Source organism: Solidesulfovibrio aerotolerans (genome assembly GCF_009856865.1).
GTDB classification, from domain to species: domain Bacteria; phylum Desulfobacterota; class Desulfovibrionia; order Desulfovibrionales; family Desulfovibrionaceae; genus Solidesulfovibrio; species Solidesulfovibrio aerotolerans.
This window is the reverse complement of the sequence record NZ_WVUD01000013.1, coordinates 23,538-42,629: the sequence shown is the minus strand read 5'-3', so window position 1 is coordinate 42,629 and position 19,092 is coordinate 23,538. Positions and strand designations below refer to the sequence as shown.

At 63.0% G+C, this 19,092-nt stretch carries 15 protein-coding genes; 7 read left to right on the top strand and 8 right to left on the bottom strand.

Annotated elements, in window-relative coordinates; genetic code table 11:
• Positions 1-1,875 carry a LytS/YhcK type 5TM receptor domain-containing protein gene (locus tag GTA51_RS09295; protein ID WP_160960503.1) on the top strand — a complete coding sequence of 625 codons (1,875 nt, stop codon included), beginning with the start codon at positions 1-3 and terminating at the stop codon, positions 1,873-1,875.
• A 133-nt stretch (positions 1,876-2,008) separates the two neighbouring features.
• Positions 2,009-3,820, top strand: coding sequence for a carbon starvation CstA family protein (locus GTA51_RS09290; RefSeq protein WP_160960502.1), 1,812 nt, complete (start codon positions 2,009-2,011; stop codon positions 3,818-3,820).
• 74 nt (positions 3,821-3,894) lie between these two features.
• On the opposite strand, the gene GTA51_RS09285 is transcribed toward GTA51_RS09290, so the two are convergent.
• Positions 3,895-6,261 carry a hybrid sensor histidine kinase/response regulator gene (locus tag GTA51_RS09285; RefSeq protein ID WP_160960500.1) on the bottom strand — a complete coding sequence of 789 codons (2,367 nt, stop codon included), beginning with the start codon at positions 6,259-6,261 and terminating at the stop codon, positions 3,895-3,897.
• A gap of 566 nt (positions 6,262-6,827) precedes the next feature.
• On the opposite strand from GTA51_RS09285, the gene GTA51_RS09280 reads away from it, so the two are divergent.
• Positions 6,828-7,103 (top strand): TM1266 family iron-only hydrogenase system putative regulator, encoded by a 276-nt coding sequence (locus GTA51_RS09280; protein WP_160960499.1) that lies wholly within the window; start codon positions 6,828-6,830, stop codon positions 7,101-7,103.
• Entirely contained in the window at positions 7,096-8,532 is a 1,437-nt protein-coding gene (gene hydG, locus GTA51_RS09275) for a [FeFe] hydrogenase H-cluster radical SAM maturase HydG (protein ID WP_160960497.1), read from the top strand. The genes GTA51_RS09280 and hydG overlap by 8 nt, the downstream gene beginning before the upstream one ends.
• Before the next feature lie 832 nt (positions 8,533-9,364).
• Here hydG and GTA51_RS09270 read toward each other — a convergent pair.
• From GTA51_RS09270 to GTA51_RS09260, 3 genes are all read right to left on the bottom strand, one after another.
• Positions 9,365-9,784 (bottom strand): hypothetical protein, encoded by a 420-nt coding sequence (locus GTA51_RS09270; protein ID WP_160960496.1) that lies wholly within the window; start codon positions 9,782-9,784, stop codon positions 9,365-9,367.
• 287 nt (positions 9,785-10,071) lie between these two features.
• Complete coding sequence (locus GTA51_RS09265; RefSeq protein WP_160960494.1) at positions 10,072-10,659, bottom strand: DJ-1/PfpI family protein; 588 nt, start codon at positions 10,657-10,659, stop codon at positions 10,072-10,074.
• A 54-nt stretch (positions 10,660-10,713) separates the two neighbouring features.
• A complete protein-coding gene (locus tag GTA51_RS09260) occupies positions 10,714-11,055 on the bottom strand; it encodes a hypothetical protein (protein WP_160960493.1) in 342 nt (113 codons plus the stop codon).
• Positions 11,056-11,230: 175 nt separating this feature from the next.
• Between GTA51_RS09260 and GTA51_RS09255 the strand changes: the two genes are divergently transcribed.
• Positions 11,231-11,698 carry a phosphatidylglycerophosphatase A family protein gene (locus tag GTA51_RS09255; protein WP_160960491.1) on the top strand — a complete coding sequence of 156 codons (468 nt, stop codon included), beginning with the start codon at positions 11,231-11,233 and terminating at the stop codon, positions 11,696-11,698.
• Between the two features lie 245 nt (positions 11,699-11,943).
• Here GTA51_RS09255 and GTA51_RS20590 read toward each other — a convergent pair whose 3' ends face one another.
• Complete coding sequence (locus tag GTA51_RS20590; RefSeq protein ID WP_170300329.1) at positions 11,944-12,093, bottom strand: hypothetical protein; 150 nt, start codon at positions 12,091-12,093, stop codon at positions 11,944-11,946.
• A gap of 208 nt (positions 12,094-12,301) precedes the next feature.
• Entirely contained in the window at positions 12,302-12,484 is a 183-nt protein-coding gene (locus GTA51_RS09250; protein WP_160960490.1) for a ferredoxin, read from the bottom strand.
• Positions 12,485-12,976: 492 nt separating this feature from the next.
• Here GTA51_RS09250 and GTA51_RS09245 point away from each other — a divergent pair, with 492 nt between their 5' ends.
• A complete protein-coding gene (locus GTA51_RS09245; protein ID WP_160960488.1) occupies positions 12,977-14,680 on the top strand; it encodes a putative bifunctional diguanylate cyclase/phosphodiesterase in 1,704 nt (567 codons plus the stop codon).
• Between the two features lie 257 nt (positions 14,681-14,937).
• On the opposite strand, the gene GTA51_RS09240 is transcribed toward GTA51_RS09245, so the two are convergent.
• Positions 14,938-15,234 (bottom strand): hypothetical protein, encoded by a 297-nt coding sequence (locus GTA51_RS09240; protein ID WP_160960487.1) that lies wholly within the window; start codon positions 15,232-15,234, stop codon positions 14,938-14,940.
• A gap of 159 nt (positions 15,235-15,393) precedes the next feature.
• Between GTA51_RS09240 and GTA51_RS09235 the strand changes: the two genes are divergently transcribed.
• Positions 15,394-18,558, top strand: a complete 3,165-nt coding sequence (locus tag GTA51_RS09235; protein WP_160960485.1) for a tetratricopeptide repeat protein — start codon at positions 15,394-15,396, stop codon at positions 18,556-18,558.
• A 16-nt stretch (positions 18,559-18,574) separates the two neighbouring features.
• Here the strand turns inward: GTA51_RS09235 and GTA51_RS09230 are convergent, their stop codons facing one another.
• Positions 18,575-18,841 carry a DksA/TraR family C4-type zinc finger protein gene (locus tag GTA51_RS09230; RefSeq protein WP_160960484.1) on the bottom strand — a complete coding sequence of 89 codons (267 nt, stop codon included), beginning with the start codon at positions 18,839-18,841 and terminating at the stop codon, positions 18,575-18,577.
• Positions 18,842-19,092 lie beyond the last annotated feature (251 nt).

Below are 19,092 nucleotides of genomic sequence, written 5' to 3'. Positions count from 1 at the left end.
GTGGATCTGGACATTCTCGTTCCCGAGGTGCCGGGGCTGTTTATCAACCTGTCCCAGCGCTTTGGGCTGCTCCTGGCCGGTGGCTTCGCCATTATGACCATGGCCCCGTTCGAGCGCATGGGGCTGGGGCAAAAACGCCCGTTTTGGACGACGCTGGCCGTCACCCTGCTCTTTGGCATTTTCGGGATTCTGGGCACCTACACCGGCAACTCGGTCTTTCACTCGTATGCCAATCTGCGGGCCATGGGCGTGATTACCGCCGGGCTTTTTGGCGGCCCCTGGGTGGGCCTGGGGGCCGGGCTTATCGCCGGCGGCCACCGGTATTTAATTGACATCGCCGGGTTTAGCGCCCTGCCCTGCGCCCTGGCCACCTTTCTCGAAGGGACGGTGGCCGGGCTTATTGCCCGACGATTTCCCGGCCAGTCACTTGATTGGGGCGTGGCCATGGCCTTGGGGCTTGTGGGCGAGACCGTTCACATGGGGCTGGTCCTGGCCCTGTCGCGACCCTTTGACGAGGCCGTGGCCCTGGTCCAGGTCATCGGCGCGCCCATGATCGTTATAAACGCCATGGGCGCGGCCATCTTTGTGCGTGCGCTGCGCTTGCAACGCAGCCTGCGCGAACACCAGGATTCCAACGAGGCCCGGCGCATCCTGTCCATCGCCAGCCAGACCGTGCCCCATCTGCGCAGCGGCCTAACCCGGCAATCCGCCCAGGCCACGGCCGCCATCATCCTGGCCGAGACGGCCGTTGCCGCCGTGGCCATAACCGGCGACCGCACCATTTTGGCCCATGTCGGGGCCGGGCAGGAGCATCATCTGGCCGGTGCGCCCTGGCGCACCCGGGCCACGCGGCTTTCCTTTGAAAGCGGCACGGCCCTTTTTCTGCGCGACCGCGAGAGCATCGGCTGCGCCAAGGCCGACTGTCCGTTGCGCGAAGCCATTATCGTGCCCCTGCGCAAAGGCCCGACCATTTGCGGTTGCCTCAAAATTTACGGCACCAAGGACCGGCCCCTGGATCAGCCGCTGTTTGAACTGGCCAAGGGGCTGGCCGATCTGTTTTCCACCCAGCTCGAACTGGAAGACATCGGCATTAAAAACCAACTGCTGGCCCATGCCGAGATCCGGCGTCTGCAAGCCCAGATCAACCCGCATTTCCTGTTTAATTCGCTCAATACCATAGCCTCCTTTTGCCGCACCGCCCCAGGGCAGGCCCGGGAGCTGCTGCTCGATCTGGCCCGCTACATGCGCCGCAACCTGGACAGTTCCCGGGGACTGGTGCGCCTGTCGGAGGAAATCGAGCAGGTGCGCTCCTATCTGGCCATCGAACAGGCCCGGTTTGGCGAGCGCATCGCCAGTCGCATCGAGGTGGAGCCGGGCTGCGAGGACTGGCTGATCCCGCCGCTTTTAATCCAGCCCCTGGTGGAAAACAGCGTGCGCCATGGCTTGCAGGCCCGCCCCGAGGGCGGCCGGGTGCGCCTTAAGGTCTGCCGCCAGGACGGCCACTTGCAGGTGACGGTGGAGGACGACGGCCTGGGCATGGCCCGGGAAACCATCGCGCTGGTCCTGTCGCCCACCGCCCCGGAATCGCTTAATGAAGGCGTTGGGGCGCGCAATTCCAACCAGCGGCTGGTGCAGCTTTTCGGCCAGGACTACGCCATGCATATCGCCAGCGCCCCGGGAACGGGGACGCGCATCGTCTTTCGCGTGCCGCCGGCCGCCGTGCCCCGGTCCGATCCGGCCGCCGACCCAGCCCGGCCCGGACCGACGCCCACGCCCCCAACGGTTGACGTTGCCCTGCCAGACCAAACGCCCCAGGCCACCAAGCCCACCCAGGCCGCCGGGGAAGTCCCGGCCACGGCGTCGGCCACTTCGTAAAAACGCCGTTTCACCCCCGCGATTATCCCTTTGACGCAATGCGTCTTGTTGTTGTCTGCCGGCCGTGGCAGACCGGGGCCAACCACGAGAACGGGAGTCCGGCCAGACCGGCTCCCAAACACGGGAGGCTGGCATGAATGCCCTGACCCTGGTCTTTGCCGCCCTGTGCATCTTCGCCATCGGTTACCGTTTTTACGGGCTCTTTTTCACCAAAAAGGTGCTGGGCGTGAGCGAAACGCGCCTGACTCCGGCGGTGAAGATGGCGGACGGGCACGACTACGTAAAGACCGACAAGTATGTCCTTTTCGGCCACCACTTCGCGGCCATCGCCGCCGCCGGCCCCCTGCTCGGACCGGTGCTGGCCGCCCAGTTCGGCTACATGCCGGGCGCGTTGTGGATTCTCGTCGGCTGCGTCATGGCCGGCTGTGTCCACGACACGGTGGTCCTTTTCGCCTCGGTGCGCCACAAGGGCCGCTCGCTGGCCTACATCGCCACCCAGGAGATCGACAAGAACACCGGCAACGTGGCCGGGTTTGCCGTGCTGTTCATCCTCGTCTTGACCCTGGCCGGCCTGTCCATTGCCGTGGTCAACGCCATGCATGACAGCGCCTGGGGCACCTTTACCGTCTTTGCCACCATCCCCATCGCACTCATTATGGGCGTGTATCTCCACAAGTGGCGCGACGGCGACGTCCTTGGCGCGTCGATCCTCGGCGTGGGCCTGCTCGCCGTGGCCATCCTGATCGGCCCCTACGTGGCCGCCAGCCCCACCTGGGGACCGCTGTTCAACATGCCGCGCCCGGCCATTGCCATCACCATCCCCATCTACGGCTTCGTGGCCTCGGTGTTGCCGGTGTGGCTGCTCTTATGCCCGCGCGACTACCTCTCCACGTATTTAAAGATCGGCACCATCGCCATGCTGGCCATCGGCATCTTCTGGGTACGCCCGGATCTGCAGATGCCGGCACTCACCAAGTTTGCCGGCGGCGGCGGCCCCATCATCCCCGGCGCGGTCTTCCCGTTCCTGTTTATCACCATCGCCTGCGGCGCGCTCTCGGGCTTCCACGCCATCATCGGCACGGGCACCACGCCCAAGATGCTCGACAATGAGCGCAACCTGCTCTTCGTCGGCTTCGGAGCCATGCTCATGGAGGGCTTCGTGGCCATCATGGCGCTCATTGCCGCCTGCGTGCTCATGCCCGCCGACTATTTCGCCATCAACACCAAGCCCGAAGTCTTTGCCACCCTTGGCATGGCCACCGTCGATCTGGCCCAACTCTCCCAAGCCGTCGGCGAAAACATCACCGGCCGGCCGGGCGGGGCCGTGTCCCTGGCCGTGGGCATGGCCCATATCTTCTCGTCCGTGCCCATCATGAGCCATCTGATGGACTACTGGTACCACTTCGCCATCATGTTCGAGGCCGTCTTTATCTTGACGGCCGTGGACACGGGCACCCGGGTGGGCCGGTTCTTCCTCCAGGAAATGATCGGCCAGGTGATCCCCAAGTTCCAGGAAAAGCACTGGATGCCGGGCATCCTCTCCACCTCGGCGATTTTCACCTTCATGTGGGGCTATCTGGTCTACACCGGCGATATCTCCACCATCTGGCCGCTTTTCGGCATGTCCAACCAGTTGCTGGCCGCCATGGGCTTACTCATCGGCACCACCATGATCATCCGCATGGGCAAGGCCCGCTACGCCTGGATGACGGCCGTGCCGGGATTGGCCATGGTCTGCATCACCGTCTGGGCCGGGTATCTGCAGATCGTCAATACCTACCTGCCCAAGGGCCTCTATCTGCTGGCCACCCTGGCGGTCATCGTCCTCATCCTCATCGCCATCGTCATCGTCGGCACCCTGCGCCGCTGGATGAGCCTTTTGCGCATCAAGGGCACGGTTCCCGACACCTACGGCGAACCGGTGCTGGAGGTGGTGCCGGAATAACCGGCCGCGTTTTCCAAAACAAAACGGCCGGGGCGGTTCACCGCTCCGGCCGTTTTGTTTTGGAAAAGCGCGGCTCAATCCAAGCGACCCACGGTAACGAGCTTGGCCAGGGATTCGAGCAGATGGGCCTTGCGGATGGGCTTGGTCAGGAAACCGTCGCAACCGGCCTGACGCCCCCGGGTTTCGTATTCGCTGAAGGCATGGGCGGTGAGCAGGGCCAGTGGCGTTCGCGGGGCGCCGGTCGTTGCTTCCAGACGACGGATGGCCAGACTGGCCTCCAGGCCGGACATGCCCGGCATCTCCACGTCCATGAGCACCACGTCGAAGCGCTCGCGGGCAAAGAGAGCGACCGCCTCCTGGCCCGACGCCGCCATCACGACGTCGTACGGCTGCTCTTCAAGAAACAGCCGCAGCAGTTCCTGATTGGCTTCGGAATCTTCGGCCACAAGTATTTGCCGACGCCGGTCGACGGCGGCTCCAGCTCGTCGGACAGGAGATACAGAGGGGCCGTGACTGTCTGCGACCGACGCTGCGGCCGGCGTCGTCCCCACTGGCAGGCTAAAGGAAAATGTGGCCCCACGCCCGGGTTGCGAATCAATGGCAATGGCGCCGCCCATCAGTTCGACCAACCGCTTGCTGATGGCCAGACCAAGGCCGGTGCCGCAATGTTGGCCTGAGGCTGAACCATCGCCCCGGGCGAAGGGATCGAAAATCCGGGACAACAGTTCCGGCGGGATGCCGGGACCGGTGTCGGCCACAGCGAAATGGAGCCAGGACCGGCTGTCGCTTTCGATCTGATGCGCCAACCGGACTTCAATGCGGCCCGCTCCGGTGAATTTGACGGCGTTCCAGATCAAATTGACCAGCACCTGCCTCACCCGGTCGGCGTCGTTTTCCACCACGGCCGGCAGATCGTCTCCCCAAATCGTGATCAGCTCCTGACTATTCTGGGCCGCAGCCACGGCCATGGTCCGGCAGACGTCGCCCACCAGTTCGGCCGGGCAGAACGGCTCCTGTCGCAACTCAACGCGGTCCGCCTCGATGCGGGACAGATCAAGCAGGTCGTTTAAGAGCCGCAACAACATCTGGCCCGAGTTCTCAATAGCCGCGACAAACTGCTCCTGGGCCGGGGTTGCGGCCTGCTCGCCAAGGAGTTCGGCCATGCCCAGAATGATGTTCATGGGCGTGCGTATCTCATGGCTCATGCTGGCCAGGAATTCGGTCTTGGCGCGATTGGCGTCCTCGGCGGCATCCCGGGCTGCGGCCAGGGTCTGTTCCTGGCGCAGCCGTTCGGTCCGATCGCGCCCGGTGGCCAGAAACAGGCGTCGGCCGCGCTCCTCAAAGACCACGCCCTTGATCTCCACCGGGTAGAACGTGCCATCCTTGCGTCGCGCCGTAGTCTGGAGAGAAAATTCCCCGAGCGGATGGTTATCCCAAAAGTCAATCAGCCATGGACGGGGGCGCGTGGTCGCGATGTCGCTGATGTTCATGCGCCGCAGCGCATCCGCCTCATAGCCGAGATCCTGGCAGGCGCGCTCATTGACGTCGAGAATGCAACCCGTGGCGTCGTGGATGATGACGCCGTCAGGCGAATGCTGGGCCAGAAACCGGAACCGCTCCTCGCTTTCCCGAAGGGCCGATTCGGCCTCTTTGCGCGCCGTGATGTCGGTGGTGGCCCCGGCCAGCAACGTCACCCGGCCCGATGCGTCGCGAACCGGACCGCCCCGGCCGTGCACCCAAACGTAAGAGCCGTCCCGGGCGCGCAACCGATACTCCAGGGAAAACGACGGGCTCACCCCCCGGGCGCAGTCACCAACGGCCTGAAGAACCCTGTCGCGGTCATCAGGATGCACCAACACCTGGGAACCCTCGATTGTGCCTTTGACTTCACCCGGCGCGTAGCCCAGCAGGGCCTCCCACTGCCGGGACAGATAGACGACCCCGGTCTGCGGATTCCAGCTCCAGGCCCCGTCCCCGACGCCCGGCAGGGACTGGGCAAAATAAGCTTCGCTCTCCTGCAGCCCGCTGCCGAGCAGTCCATGCAGGGCCGGACTGTTAAAGACACAGCAGGCCAGCCGCTCACCGGCGCAAGAGATCATGATAACGGCCATCCTCCCCGTAATGCGGCTGCCGTCCACCCGCACCACGATCACCGGAAGAGACTGGCTGGCTTGCCCGGCCTCGGCCATACGCACGCATTCACGAAACTGGGCCGCGCAAAAGACCCGATCCTCGATGGGATGCAACTCGGTCTGGAGCCGTCCGACAAGCTTTTCACGGGCAAGCCCCAGCAGACTGCACCCCGCCCGGCTGACGTCGCAGATTCGGCCGGTGGTAACATCAATGAAAAAAAGAGCATCGTTAATATGGTCACGTAAAAAGGCAAGGCCATCCTGCGTCAGGGATATGGAGTGTTCCGTCGCCTGCATGTTGGCAATCATGGTCTCAAACGCCTCGATAGAGACCAATGCCCCTTCCAGCCGAGTGCGATATCGACAGCCATCTCATTCCTGACATCAATACTCAAAATATCGTTCATATGTGCCTGTGTTGCTGACTCAATATGAGAAAAAATGAACAGCGATAGTTATCATTTCCCGGCAATGAACACAATATGCCCGAAAACACTTCAATGCCGCTTGCGCTGTGTCAGTCAGGCAACTTGCCATTCATGCGCCCCCTCCCAAGCCGGACAATCCTGCCTCGCACGGCCCGCCCCGGCCCGGTCAGGACAGGACTTGCCTTTCGCAATAATTCCAGCAAGAAAGCAACTTCGCACAAAATAATTTTTCGTAGCACTTGCCAACCGTCCAAAACCCTCGCATAGTGGCCTTGCTGCCACGGTGGGACCGGTCCTGACGTGAAGGCGAAAAAAACCATACCGCAATCTGCTGGCAAGGGGGTGACCCTGCGCCGAGGATGACGCCATGCACAAGCCAGAACACCACGCCTTTGTTTCCCTTGGGAAAACGAAGGCGTTTTTTATTGCCCAAACGAGGAAACAGCCATGAACAGACGTATCGGCGTGGTCGGCATCGTCATCGACGATCCCAAACACATCTCCGACAAGGTCAACGCCGTCATCAGCGACCACGGCCACATCGTGCTCGGCCGCATGGGCATCCCGCGCCCCGAATATCAGGCCGGCGTGGTGTCGCTGATTATCGAAGGCACAACCGATGAGATCGGTTCGCTTACCGGCAGACTCGGGAATATCCCAGGCGTGACGGTCAAGTCCGCCCTGACCAGCAAGACCCTTCGCAAGGAGGCCGACCATGATTGACGAAACCCAGCGCACATCCGACGCGTTTATCGACGAAAACCGCATCCACGCGGCGCTTACCGCCGCCAAAAGCGCCGCCGCCAACCCCGAAACCGTGCGCGCCATCATCGATAAGGCCCTGGACTACAAGGGCCTGTCCGCCGAAGAAGTGGCCGTGCTGCTCGAAGTCAACGACGCGCCACTCCTTGAAACCATGTTCACCGCCGCCAAACAGGTCAAAGAGGCCATCTACGGCAAACGCATCGTCCTTTTTGCGCCGCTCTATATCTCCAGCCACTGCATCAACAACTGCGTCTACTGCGGTTTTAAACGCAGCAACAAGGACCAACTGCGCAAACGCCTGACCACCGAGGAAATCAAACACGAGGTGGAAATTCTCGAATCCCTCGGCCACAAACGCCTGGCCGTGGAAGCCGGCGAAGATCCGCTCAACTGCCCCATCGAATACGTCACCGACGCCATAAAGGCCATCTACAGCATCAAAGACGGCAACGGCTCCATCCGCCGCGTCAATATCAACATCGCCGCCACCACCATCGAAGATTATAAGAAACTCAAGGACGCCGAAATCGGCACCTACATCCTCTTTCAGGAAACCTACAACCGCCCCCAATACGCTAAGCTGCATCCCTCCGGCCCCAAGCACGACTACAACTGGCACACCACCGCCATGGACCGGGCCATGAAAGCCGGCATCGACGACGTCGGCATCGGCGTGCTCTACGGCCTCTACGACTGGAAATACGAAACCGTGGCCATGTTCCTGCACGCCGAACATCTGGAAAAAACCTTCGGCGTCGGCCCCCATACCATCTCCGTCCCGCGCATGCGCCCGGCCGGTGCCGTCAACCTCGACACCTTCCCCTACCTCGTCCCGGACGAGGCCTTTAAAAAGATCATCGCCATCATCCGACTGGCCGTGCCCTATACCGGCATGATCCTCTCCACCCGCGAAGACTCGGAGTTTCGCGACGAACTCATCGACTGCGGCATCTCCCAGATCAGCGCCGGCTCCTGCACGGGCGTTGGTGGCTACCAGAAAGTCCACGAGGAACACGAGGGAACCAGCAACACCAACAACGGCCAACAGTTCGAACCCAGCGACCAGCGCTCACCCAACGAAATCATCCGAATGCTCTGCCAGCGCGGCTTTATCCCCAGCTACTGCACCGCCTGCTACCGCCAGGGCCGCACCGGCGACCGCTTCATGAGTCTGGCCAAAGACGGCACCATCCAAAACGTCTGCCTGCCCAACGCCCTGCTCACCTTCAAAGAATATCTGATCGACTACGCCGACCCCGAAACCAAAGTCCTGGGTGAGAGGCGCATCCAGGAAGCCCTGGCCACCATCCCCAAAGATGGCATCCGCGACCTGACCATCGAACGCCTGGGCGATATCGAAGCCGGCCGCCGCGACATGTTCTTTTAAGAGAGAGAATTGGGGCGCTGCCCCAAACCCCGCTGGGACGCTGTCCCAGACCCTGCCAAGAGAGGCGCTGCCTCTCCTGGACCTCTCCGGCAGGGCTCTGCCCTGCACCCGCCGGGGGGCGACGGCCCCCCGGACCCCCGGATAGGGGCGCAAGGGATGGACGGGGTAAGGGGCTACGGCGGACGCGGGAGTGTGGGAAGACTGTTGGCGCGGGAGCGCGGGAGCGCTTGGCGGCTGCGCCGCATGGGTGGCTGCAATTTGGGCCGCCGACACTCCCCGCGAAGCGCGGCGAGCACGGCGGCCCAAATTGCAGCCACCCGGTTCGCCCGGGAAGGCAGGAGACAACCACGTCGACGGCGTTGATTCTGCAAACAAGTCAGAGGACGGGAAGACTTTGGGCGCTGCCACTCCCCAGTCGGCATGCTGGGTTGCTCGGTAAGCAGGTCAAAAGACTGTAAGAACGGTGGCTTTGCCCGGTTCGCCCAGAAAAAACAATCATATGAAGGCTCAGCCGCCACCTCAAAAAATGCGGCCCTGGGGCTTTTGCGCAAGGCTTTGATTGCGCAAAAGCCCCAGGGCCGCTGGCGAGTTGGGGGTCGGAATTTGGCCGCTGTTCCTGGCGCGGCTTCCGCGTCGGGAACAGCGGCCAAATTCCGACCCCCATTCTCTCACGCCGACGCTCCCGCCGACGCCAAAACCTCCAACCCGCTTACGCATCTCCCGCCCCCCAATCGGGGGGTCCGGGGGGATCATCCCCCCGGTGGGGTCCGGGGCAAAGCCCCGGCCGCCGGAGGCCTCTTCGCTTCGCCTTCCGCTTTCTGCCGCTCGCCGGCTACTTCAACGACCCGATTTTGCCGAATTTATTGGACTCGGCCCGGTAGAAGACGTTTTCGATGACTTTGTCGTTGCCGACGTCCTTGTAGTCGATACGCACGGGTGAGCCGTCTTCTTTCACTTTGCGGAAAAAATCGGCGATATTCTTGAATTTATCTGAACGCAGGCTGGGATCGACGACGAAAAACCCCTGGCTGGTGACGATGGTGAGAACATTTTTCGTTTCCTGGACTTCTTCGACCATGGCGGTGGTTTTTTTGTATTTTACCGCCAAGCTGTCTTCGGTGATAAAGTCCATGACGTAATAGGCGGCAACGATAAAGAGCAAAAAGGAAACGAGCAGGAGCACTTTTCCTTTATTGACAGCGAAATCGCCGATCACTTGCCGCACACGTTCTATCTTGGTCGTATCAATCATAGCGCCTCATTGCGCCGGCGGGTGGGTCGGGCCGCCGCCGGGCGGGTCATCGCCCAGGGCTATACCATCGTTAGGCCGTGGAAAAAAGGGGGAGCTTTGGGGGTGATCCGGCAAATCCGGGTTCACCCCCTGCTTTGGGTCCATGGGGAAACGCCTTGGAACCGTCATTTCGGGCCGCTTGCCGCGTGTTGCGCCCGCTTTGTGCGGCCAACGGTTGCCAAGCGTTACCATCTGGAATTTATTATTTTATCCGCAACAAACGGAACGGCTTTTGGGCGCCACGCTCCCTAGGCTTCGATCTTGGTGCCGAGCACGTCCAGGAACTGGCGCATCCATTGCGGGTGGGCGGGCCAGGCCGGGGCGGTAACGATATTGCCGCAGGTGACGGCGTTGGTGAACGTGGCGTTGGGGCCGACGTAGGTGGCACCGGCACGTTCGATTTCAGGCTGCACGGCGGGATAGGCCATGCACTGGCAGCCGGCGATGACATCGGCGGCAACAAGCACCTGCTGGCCGTGGCAGACGGCGGCGATGGGCTTTTTGGCCGCGCCGAAGTGTTTGACGATTTCGATGACGCGGGGGTTTAAGCGAATATACTCCGGGGCGCGTCCGCCGGGGATGACCAGGGCATCGAAGGCGGCCGGATCGACGGCGTCGAAGTCGGCGTTAAGCGCAAAGTTATGGCCGGGTTTTTCGCTGTAGGTCTGGTCCCCTTCAAAATCGTGGATGGCCGTGCGCACGGTATCGCCGGCCTTCTTGCCCGGACAGACGGCCGACACGTCGTGGCCGACCATCAGCAGCATCTGAAACGGCACCATGACTTCGTAGTCTTCGACATAGTCACCGACGAGCATGAGGATCTTTTTAACCGCCATGTGGCACTCCTTGTCTCTGGCGTTTCACCGCCCCGGAATCGGGACGGAAAACGGTTACTTGGCGCAGTTGCAACGATAGAACTTGCGGTTGCAGAAATCGCGGCAGGTATCCCGGGCCTTGCGGATTTTGGCCAGACACTGGCCGGTCGCACCGGTTTCCAGGGAGGCAGCCCGATCCTTGCAGGCGGCGTAGCAACCTTCCATGGTGTCATAATAATCGGTCACCACAGCCTGATAGACCTCGCAGACTTTGCCGGCGCAGGCGGCGTCGGCACCGACTGTGTTGGCGCGACAATCGGCCTCGAACTCCTGGGGCGTCATGATGGGTTGGATCGTGGCGCACCCCATGAGGCCGAAACAGCCGAGGAGGCAAAAAAGAAAAATATAGCGGCCCATGGCTGCTCCTTTCTGCACCGCCAGAGGGCGCAGGGATTGGGTAGCAGCATTACCCCCAAGCGCCAGCAGTGACAAGCAGGCAAGGACGACAGTCGGGCCTGTCCGGGCCGCCTCTTGCGCCAAAGCCGCCCCCGTTGTAGCTTCCCGGCCTTGAGCGAACATTTTGGAGGACCGCATGTTTACAAGCGACCGCCTTGCGCTGCTCGTCTCAGGTCTTGGCCCCATCGGCCGCATGCCCGGTGCCCGGGGCACCTGGGGCTCGGCTGCCGCCGTCCTGGTCGCGCCGCTGTGTTTCCTGCCCCTGCCCATCGCTTTGCGTTTCGTGGTGCTGGCCATCATATTTTACATCGGAGCCAAGGCGGCCAGCCGCACCGAAATCGTCCTGGGCTGCAAAGACCCCGGCCATGTGGTCATCGACGAACTGGTCGGGCAATGGCTGACGTTTCTGCCCCTGGCCGCACCAACAACATTTGAACTCGTGGCCGGGTTTTTCCTGTTTCGGGCCTTTGACATTTTAAAGCCGCCCCCGGTGCGCGCCTCGGAAAACTGGCTGCCCGGCGGCTACGGCGTCATGATCGACGACGTGCTGGCCGGAGTCTACGCTGCCGTGTGTCTGCTCGTGCTGATCTGGTTGCGGGCCTGAGGGAGCTGGCTGCGGCCGCAACGGGGCGGCGGCAGTCCGCTGGAAAGCGGGTGTTTTGACGCGTCGGAGGTTACGTTTTTTGCACACAGCCGCCGGGCGTAGAACAAAATCGTACTCGGCGGCTCTCGCAGGGCAATGCGTTTGGGGCAGGAGAACGTGGCGATGGGTGGTGGGGTAGCGGCCGAGCGCTGCCGTCAGGCACCATTTTCCTGGACCGGACGGCTGGCGTCAAACGCAACTGGCGACTAATGAAACAAAAAACCCCGGTAGATGAAGCGTTCGTACACAGAGCACAGCCGCCGGGCGTTTTTCCTGGCCAGCCCGAAATCCATCAACCGACAATACATGTGAACGGGATTGAGCCGATGTTGCAGGTAGTTACGGATGGAGTTCATGGCGTCGCCTCGCTTGGGAGTTGATCCGGCTCCTCGCTAAAGCATAGCAAGAAACGTTCCTGCCCGATCCTGCCGGCCGCAAGCAGCCGGATGCTTCAGACTTCTTATCGGCTGTTTCCCGCCAAGGCTTACGGCCGCCGCCTGATTCTGAAAAAAAAGCCCGCGCCGGCAAGCCGGCGCGGGCTGTCCCACAGGGGGACAAGATGCTTCAGGACTTGGTGATGGCTTCAGCCGGGCAGGCGTCGATGGCTTCATCCACGCAATCGGCCTCGGCATCGGTCTCTTTCACGATGGCTTTGTCGCCGTCGCCGTTCATTTCGAACGCATCGGGGCAGGTCTCAACGCAAGCTTCGCAGCCCATGCAAGCATCGTCATCGATAACAATAGCCATGTCCGGTCCTCCTTGAGTTTTGCCCGACGTCGTCTGGCCTGGATTTTCACCAGGAAAACCCCGGCAACGACGTCCGACTTCCGTTTACACGCTCTGTTGTCTCACTGGCGCCAAAAAACCTCAGCCGCTCCAGGGGTGCCCACGCATCCCGGAAAATGCCCTTGCGATACGCAGCGTGATTCCAGACGCAACATCGTCAAACGATACGATTTGCGCCTAAATTCTCACCCAGGACGGGTACCGTGCCCGGGAAGTTCGTCTATGACGGGGCGCAAACGAAAAGTCAAGAACGGGCGGCCCGCCCGTATTGACGGAAAGAGTTGACAACCCGGGCGCATTCTTGAAACCCTGACAATTCGTCCCGGGGTGATCCCAGAGCTGCCCCGCGACTGACGATTTGGCCTTTGACGCCATTGGCTAAAACTTTTACACCTTTGGTCAGAGGCTGTGTGCATTGTGTGACGGCGATATTTGGAAACGACTCTGAGGGCCATGTTACCAAATCTGACTGACCTCCTCGAATCGATGCCCTCCCATGCCGCCATCCTGGATGCGGCCGGTTTGGTCATTGCCGCCAATGCCTCCTGCTTTTCGCTGCTGCGCGAATTCGATCCCAACGTCGGCCCTGGCACTCCCTTTGTCGCTGTCTGCGCCAAGTTTTTGGCAGCTCCCGTATCCACCGCCGTTTCGCAAGGATTTGCCGCCGTGCTGGCCGGGGAATTGCCCCGCTATGAAATGGATCTGCCCTGCGGCGAGCCGTCAGTCCAAATCTGGCGCGCCCTGTGCGTGACGCGACTGGCCGGCCCCCTGCCCGGTGCCCTGGTCACCCTGGCCGAGATCTCCCGGCAAAAACAACTCGAAGAACACATCCTCCACGACGCTTTCCACGACACCCTGACCGGCCTTTTCAACCGGGCGCTTTTTATAAACCGCCTCGATCTGGCCATCAAACGCCTCAAGCGCAGCCCCAACTCCCTCTATGCGGTCCTCTACCTCGACATGGATCGCTTCAAGCTGGTCAATAAGACCTTCGGCCACGTCACCGGCGACCGGCTGCTCATGGTCATCGCCAACCGCCTGCAAAAGCTTTTGCGCGAGCTCGACACCCTGGCCCGGTTCGGCGGCGACGAATTCGCCATCCTCATCGAGGATATCGCCAGCCTGGAGGAAGCAAGCTCCATGGCTGAAAACGTCCTGCGCCAGTTGGCCCAGTCGTTTCGCCTTAAAAAGCAGGAAATTTTTGTCACCTGCAGCATCGGAGTGGTGCTTGGCTCGTCGGCCTACGAACACCCCGACCAGGTGCTGCGCGATGCTGACAACGCCATGTACAGTTCCAAGGAGCATGGCGGCGACCACTACACTGTCTTTGACGCCGGCATGCGCGTGCTCACCCAGCGCCGCATGGAAATGGAACTGGCCCTGCGCCAGGCCATGGAACACGGCGAAATCACCGTCCACTACCAGCCCATCGTGTCGCTGACGACCGGCGACGTCACCGGCTTTGAAGCCCTGGCCCGCTGGCAGCATCCGCGCCAGGGACTTATTGCGCCAACGGAATTTATCCCCATCGCCGAGGAGACGGGCCTTATAAACGAACTCGGGGCGTTGATCCTGCGCCTGTCCTGCCGCCGGCTGGTGGAGCTGACCCGGAACAATCCCGACGCCGCAGCCCTCACCCTTTCGGTCAACATCTCCGGGCGACAGTTCAAGCGACCGGATTTCGTGGAAGAAGTTGCCACCATTTTGGCCGAGACCGGCATCGATCCGGTAATGGTCAAGCTCGAACTGACCGAATCCGTGCTCATGGACGACGCCGACGAGGCCGTTCGCACCATCAAACGGCTCAAGGCGCTTGGGGTCAAGGTGGTCATTGATGATTTCGGCACAGGCTATTCGTCCCTGTCCTACATCCAGCGTTTCCCCTTTGACAGCCTCAAAGTGGATCGGTCGTTTGTGGGCAACATGAACGAAGCCGAGCAGAATATGGAGATCGTACGGGCCATTATTGCCATGGCCCACAAACTGGGACTGGAAGTGGTGGCCGAAGGAGTGGAGCTGGCCGAACACCGAACCGCCCTGTCCGAACTGCGCTGTGAAAGCGCCCAGGGATTTTATTTTTCCAAGCCTGTGCCGGGCGAGGAACTCGACACGCTCATGCGCCAGCACTGGAAGTCTGCCCCTGCCTCTGACTCGTAACGCCGCACAACAAAAAGAGATTCGCCGTCGGCGCGGGAGCTGCTTATACAGCCGGTTGCGAAGCCAAGCTTCGCGAACTCTTTTTCTTACGCCTGGCGAATCTCTGCCAGCGGCGCCTCAATGCGCCAAGTATGGTTGCTGCTGTTTATTTCGCCCACCCCTCCGCTTCGGTTGCTGACATATCGTTAAGGGAATCACTCCCCTTGCACCTTAGAAATAAGCATCCCAAGGCCTGTGTAAAGATCCAGGCAGCCCGGCTAATTGCGGCGGTGCTCGTGGCAGGACACCAGAAACAGGGCCGCCCGCAATTTGAGCACTTCGCGCGGGGCGCGCTCCATCAGTGCATGGCCGGGCAGCGGCTCCATGGTGGCCAGGACCGTGCGTTCCCGCTGGCGGCTGTCGGCATAGCCCATGGATTCCAGCCGGTGCAGGGCCGTCAGGACGGTATGCCGCTCCCGGGCATAGGCTTCGCCAATCTGGGCCACGTGTTCGGGGCAGTGGATGTCGAGAATGGGCAGGGAACTCGTGGCAGCGGCGGTGTTTGGGGATTTCATGACAGCCTCCTTGCCCGGTCTTTTCGGCAGCTTTGGCCAGGGCGTTAGGGGGCGGTCATTTTTTCCTGGAACGATTGCTGCATCTTGACCGGAAAACGCAGGGAAGCGATACCCGTGAAGCAGAGCGAAAAACATACCGGAAGAGTCAGAGTCAGGGCCTTGCACCTGCTGTGTTTGGCCGCCACACTGCTCCTGACTGCTCTATCACCCAGCCTGGGCCTGGCCGCCGATCCAGCCCAGGCCGCCATCCGTCGCCCTGGCCCGGTCGTCGAACCGCCAGTGGCCCCGGCAAAGCCTCTGGTCAACCAGAGCGGGCAGAGCGGGCAGAGCGGGCACGGCGGGCAGGACGGCCAAGAGCTGCGGGTGGCGCTGAAAAAAAGCGCTCCCACCGAAGGCACCCCGCGCGTCGGCGGCGCAGCCTCCTTCGAGGCCCGCCTGTATCGCGGCGAGACGGAACTGCCCCAGGACGCCTACGAGTGCCGCTGGCAGGCCGACGACGGTGCCAAATTTTTGGAGGCAGCCGGCCCCTTCACCAACACAGCCGTCTTCACGCGTCCGGGCCGCCAGCGGGTCTGGGTGGAAGTGGTGCCCAAATCCGGGCCGTCGGCCGGTCTGGCCGCCATCTCCGAGGCTGTGACCTTGGACATTGCCCAACCGAGCTTTGGCCTGTCCGCCTCGCCGGCCTCGCCCCTGGTCGGCGAAGAAGTCACCGTGGCCATCCGGGATTTTCCGGTCCACGACGGGGTGGAATTTCGCTGGGACCCCCTGCCCGGCCACGCCAAACTGGTGCGGGTGGGCGAACGCAGCCTGACCTTTTATCCGACGCAGGCCAAAACGACGCCGGTCAAGGTGACGGCCGTGGCCGCCGACAGCGGCAAATCCAGCGCCCCACTCGGTCTGGCCAAGGCCGATGTGCCGGTGCGCACCTATGCCGTCACCGTGGACAATCGGGGGCTGGCTGAAGCCCCGGCCACGGTGTGGCGCGACGGAGAAGGGCCGGTTGCAGCCGATGGTGCGGCCGTGGGCCAGCGGGTGGGGCTTCGGGCCTCCATTACGCCGGCCTCCCCCCATCTGCCCCTGTCCTATGCCTGGGGCCTGTGCCCCGGAGCCCGGGCGGCCGGCGGCGACGACACCCGCGAAATCGCGGCCTCGCGGCAGGAAACCGGCCCTTGTCCGGTGTCGGTGGAAGTTCGCGACGCCCGGGGTTTGCTCCTTGGCCGCGGCCAGGGTGCCTTTGAAGTGGCCGTGTCCCAGGCCGAACTCGACCGGGCCGCCGAACGCGCCCGGGAAGTGGCCCGACTCGTTGGCGAAGCCGGCCAGGCCTGGACCGACGGCGATCCCGGCCGCTCGGCCCAGGCTGCCGGGCAGGCCGTGCGCCTCAGTCCCAAAGATCCGGCCGCCGTGGCCAATCTGGAGCGCATCCTGCGCGACAAGGGCCGTTTGGACGACCATCTGGCCCGGGCAAACGCAGCCCTTGCGGCCGATGATTTCGACGAAGCAGCGGCCATGCTCGACGCTGCCGCCAAAATAAACGCCAAGGCCGCAGCCATTACGACCGCGCGCCAGGCCGTTGCCGTGCGCAAGGACACGCTCGCCCGCATTGCCAGACTGCTGGCCCAGGCCCGGGACAAATGGGAAGCCGGGGCTGTGGAGGAGGCCCTGGGTCTGACGGGCAAAGCCCTGGAAAGCGATCCGGCCCATGCCGGGGCCAAGGCCGAACGGGAACGGCTGGTGGCTGCCCGGGACCGGCTTATTGCTGCGCTCAAGCAATCCGCCGCCATGCTTGCCGCCAAACGCTTTGACAGCGCGGCCAAGGCCGTGGCCGAGGCCAAGGCTGTCAGTCCCCGATTCGGGGCCGTGGCCGAAATGGAGGCCGCCATCGCCGCCCGCAAGCAGCGGGCCTGGAGCCTGGACGAACGTCTGGCCCGGGCCAGGGACCAGTGGAACGCCGGCGATGCCGACGCCGCCCTGGCCACGGTGAGTGAGGCCGCCGCCCTTGATCCCGAACATCCGGGCGCGGTGCAGGCGCGCAAAAATCTGGCCCAGGCCCGGGACAATCTGGCCCGGGCCGAAGACCGGGCCGAAGCCGCCCTGGCCCGGGGCAAGCTCGACGAAGCCCGGGCCGCCCTGGCCGATGCCGCCAAATTAAACCCCCGCCACCCGCGCATTGCCCAATTGCAGGACGCCGCCACCCACCGGGCCGGCCGGGACCAGCGTCTGGCCGCCCTGGCTGCCGAGTCGGCCAAGCGCAACGCTGCCGGCGATCTCGACGGGGCGCTGTTGGCCGTCAACGACATGCTGGCCCTGGTCCCGGGCGATGCTGCCCTTGCCGCCGAGCGGACCAAACTCGCCCGGGCCAAAGAGGCCGTGGCCGACGCCCTGGCCCGCAGCCGGGATTTCCTGGCCGCGCGCCGCTACGATCTGGCCTTGGCCGCTTTGGCCGAGGCTGAAAAAATCAATGCCAAACTGCCGCAACTGGCGCAGTTGCGGCAAAATGTGCAGTCCGAGAAAACCCGGGCCGAGACGGAACTGGCCGGCTCCCTGGCCCAGGCCGGACAGCTTGCGGACCAGAAAAATTTCGCAGCCGCCCGTCGCGTGCTGGATGCCGCCCGGGAGACCGGTCCCCTGCCCCAGTCCCTGGCCGGCAAGGCCAAGGATCTCGAACGCCGCATCGATGCCGGCCGGTTGCAGCACGAGGCCGCCAAACGCGAACAGGACAACCGCAACAAATCCGCCGCCGCCACCGTCGATGCCGACCGGGCCGGACAGTGCGACAGCCTGGGCAAACAAGCCACAGCCAAACGCACAAGCGGCGACCATGCCGGGGCCATCCGCGACTATCAGGCCCTGCTCACCCTGTGCCCGGACACCTGCCAGGCCTACAACAACGTCGGCACGTCGTTGTATTCCCTGGGCTACGCCGCCGAATCGTTGCCCTGGTTTGACGAGGCGGTCAAATGTTCCCCATCCGAAGCGCTTTTCCGCGAAAACGCCACCCTGACCCGAAAACGCCTGGCCACCCCCGCCACTGCGGCCGGGGACGCAACCACCACGTGCACCGCCGCCTTTGAGACGGCCGAATCCCGGCGCGGCGGCGGCGATCTGGCCGGTGCCGTGGAAGGCTACAAGGCGGTGGTGACCCGCTGCCCGGATTTCTGCGCCGCCTACAACAACCTGGGGCTTACCCTGCACAAGCAGGGCCGCACCCCGGAAGCCCTGCCCTTTTTCGAGCAGGCCTTGCGGTGCAATCCCCGGGACACGCTGTTTAAGGAAAATTACGAATTGACGGTCAAGCGTCTGCGCACGGCGCAAGTACATCCATAAGGACCGGACGCTCGCCCTATTTCAACTGGCTGTCCTTGTTGGCGCTCCGGTTGTAGGCGGATTCGGCCGCCTGCTCCTTGTCGTGCTCCTCCTGGCAGCTGATGCACAGACGTACGCCCGGCAAGGCCTCGCGCCGGGCCAGCGGTATGGCCTCGCCGCATTCTTCGCATTCAAGCAAACTTTCGCCAGTCGGCAACAAACTGCGGACCCGTGAAATTTCATCTTCGATGGAGTGCGTGATTTGCTCTTGCACGGCTCCATCGGCTGTCCAACCACCAGCCATAGCATTCTCCTTGTTCGCGGCAACGCGGCCTGAGCCTGCGTGCAAGGCCGGGCGGCTCCTCCGGCCGGTAACAGGCATTGCGCCGCCATTCGGCATCGACCGCCGGCAGCAGCCGGCAGCGAAGCCCAGGATGACAGTATACACGCCTTGCAACATTTGTCTAAGCCGCTCTTGGTGCCAAGCGGTCTGGTGACGCCTGCGTCCTGCCATCGTCGATGGTCAGGGCCATGCCCGGGTAACCTGGCACCAGG

Bases quoted from the DNA above. Each gene is read 5' to 3' on its own strand.
- GTA51_RS09280 (WP_160960499.1), top strand. From the start codon at position 6,828: ATGAACAGACGTATCGGCGTGGTCGGCATCGTCATCGACGATCCCAAA.
- GTA51_RS09240 (WP_160960487.1), bottom strand. From the start codon at position 15,234: ATGAAATCCCCAAACACCGCCGCTGCCACGAGTTCCCTGCCCATTCTC.
- GTA51_RS09230 (WP_160960484.1), bottom strand. From the start codon at position 18,841: ATGGCTGGTGGTTGGACAGCCGATGGAGCCGTGCAAGAGCAAATCACG.
- GTA51_RS09250 (WP_160960490.1), bottom strand. From the start codon at position 12,484: ATGGCTATTGTTATCGATGACGATGCTTGCATGGGCTGCGAAGCTTGC.
- GTA51_RS09245 (WP_160960488.1), top strand. From the start codon at position 12,977: ATGTTACCAAATCTGACTGACCTCCTCGAATCGATGCCCTCCCATGCC.
- GTA51_RS20590 (WP_170300329.1), bottom strand. From the start codon at position 12,093: ATGAACTCCATCCGTAACTACCTGCAACATCGGCTCAATCCCGTTCAC.
- GTA51_RS09290 (WP_160960502.1), top strand. From the start codon at position 2,009: ATGAATGCCCTGACCCTGGTCTTTGCCGCCCTGTGCATCTTCGCCATC.
- GTA51_RS09285 (WP_160960500.1), bottom strand. From the start codon at position 6,261: ATGATTGCCAACATGCAGGCGACGGAACACTCCATATCCCTGACGCAG.
- GTA51_RS09265 (WP_160960494.1), bottom strand. From the start codon at position 10,659: ATGGCGGTTAAAAAGATCCTCATGCTCGTCGGTGACTATGTCGAAGAC.
- GTA51_RS09260 (WP_160960493.1), bottom strand. From the start codon at position 11,055: ATGGGCCGCTATATTTTTCTTTTTTGCCTCCTCGGCTGTTTCGGCCTC.
- GTA51_RS09255 (WP_160960491.1), top strand. From the start codon at position 11,231: ATGTTTACAAGCGACCGCCTTGCGCTGCTCGTCTCAGGTCTTGGCCCC.
- GTA51_RS09270 (WP_160960496.1), bottom strand. From the start codon at position 9,784: ATGATTGATACGACCAAGATAGAACGTGTGCGGCAAGTGATCGGCGAT.
- hydG (WP_160960497.1), top strand. From the start codon at position 7,096: ATGATTGACGAAACCCAGCGCACATCCGACGCGTTTATCGACGAAAAC.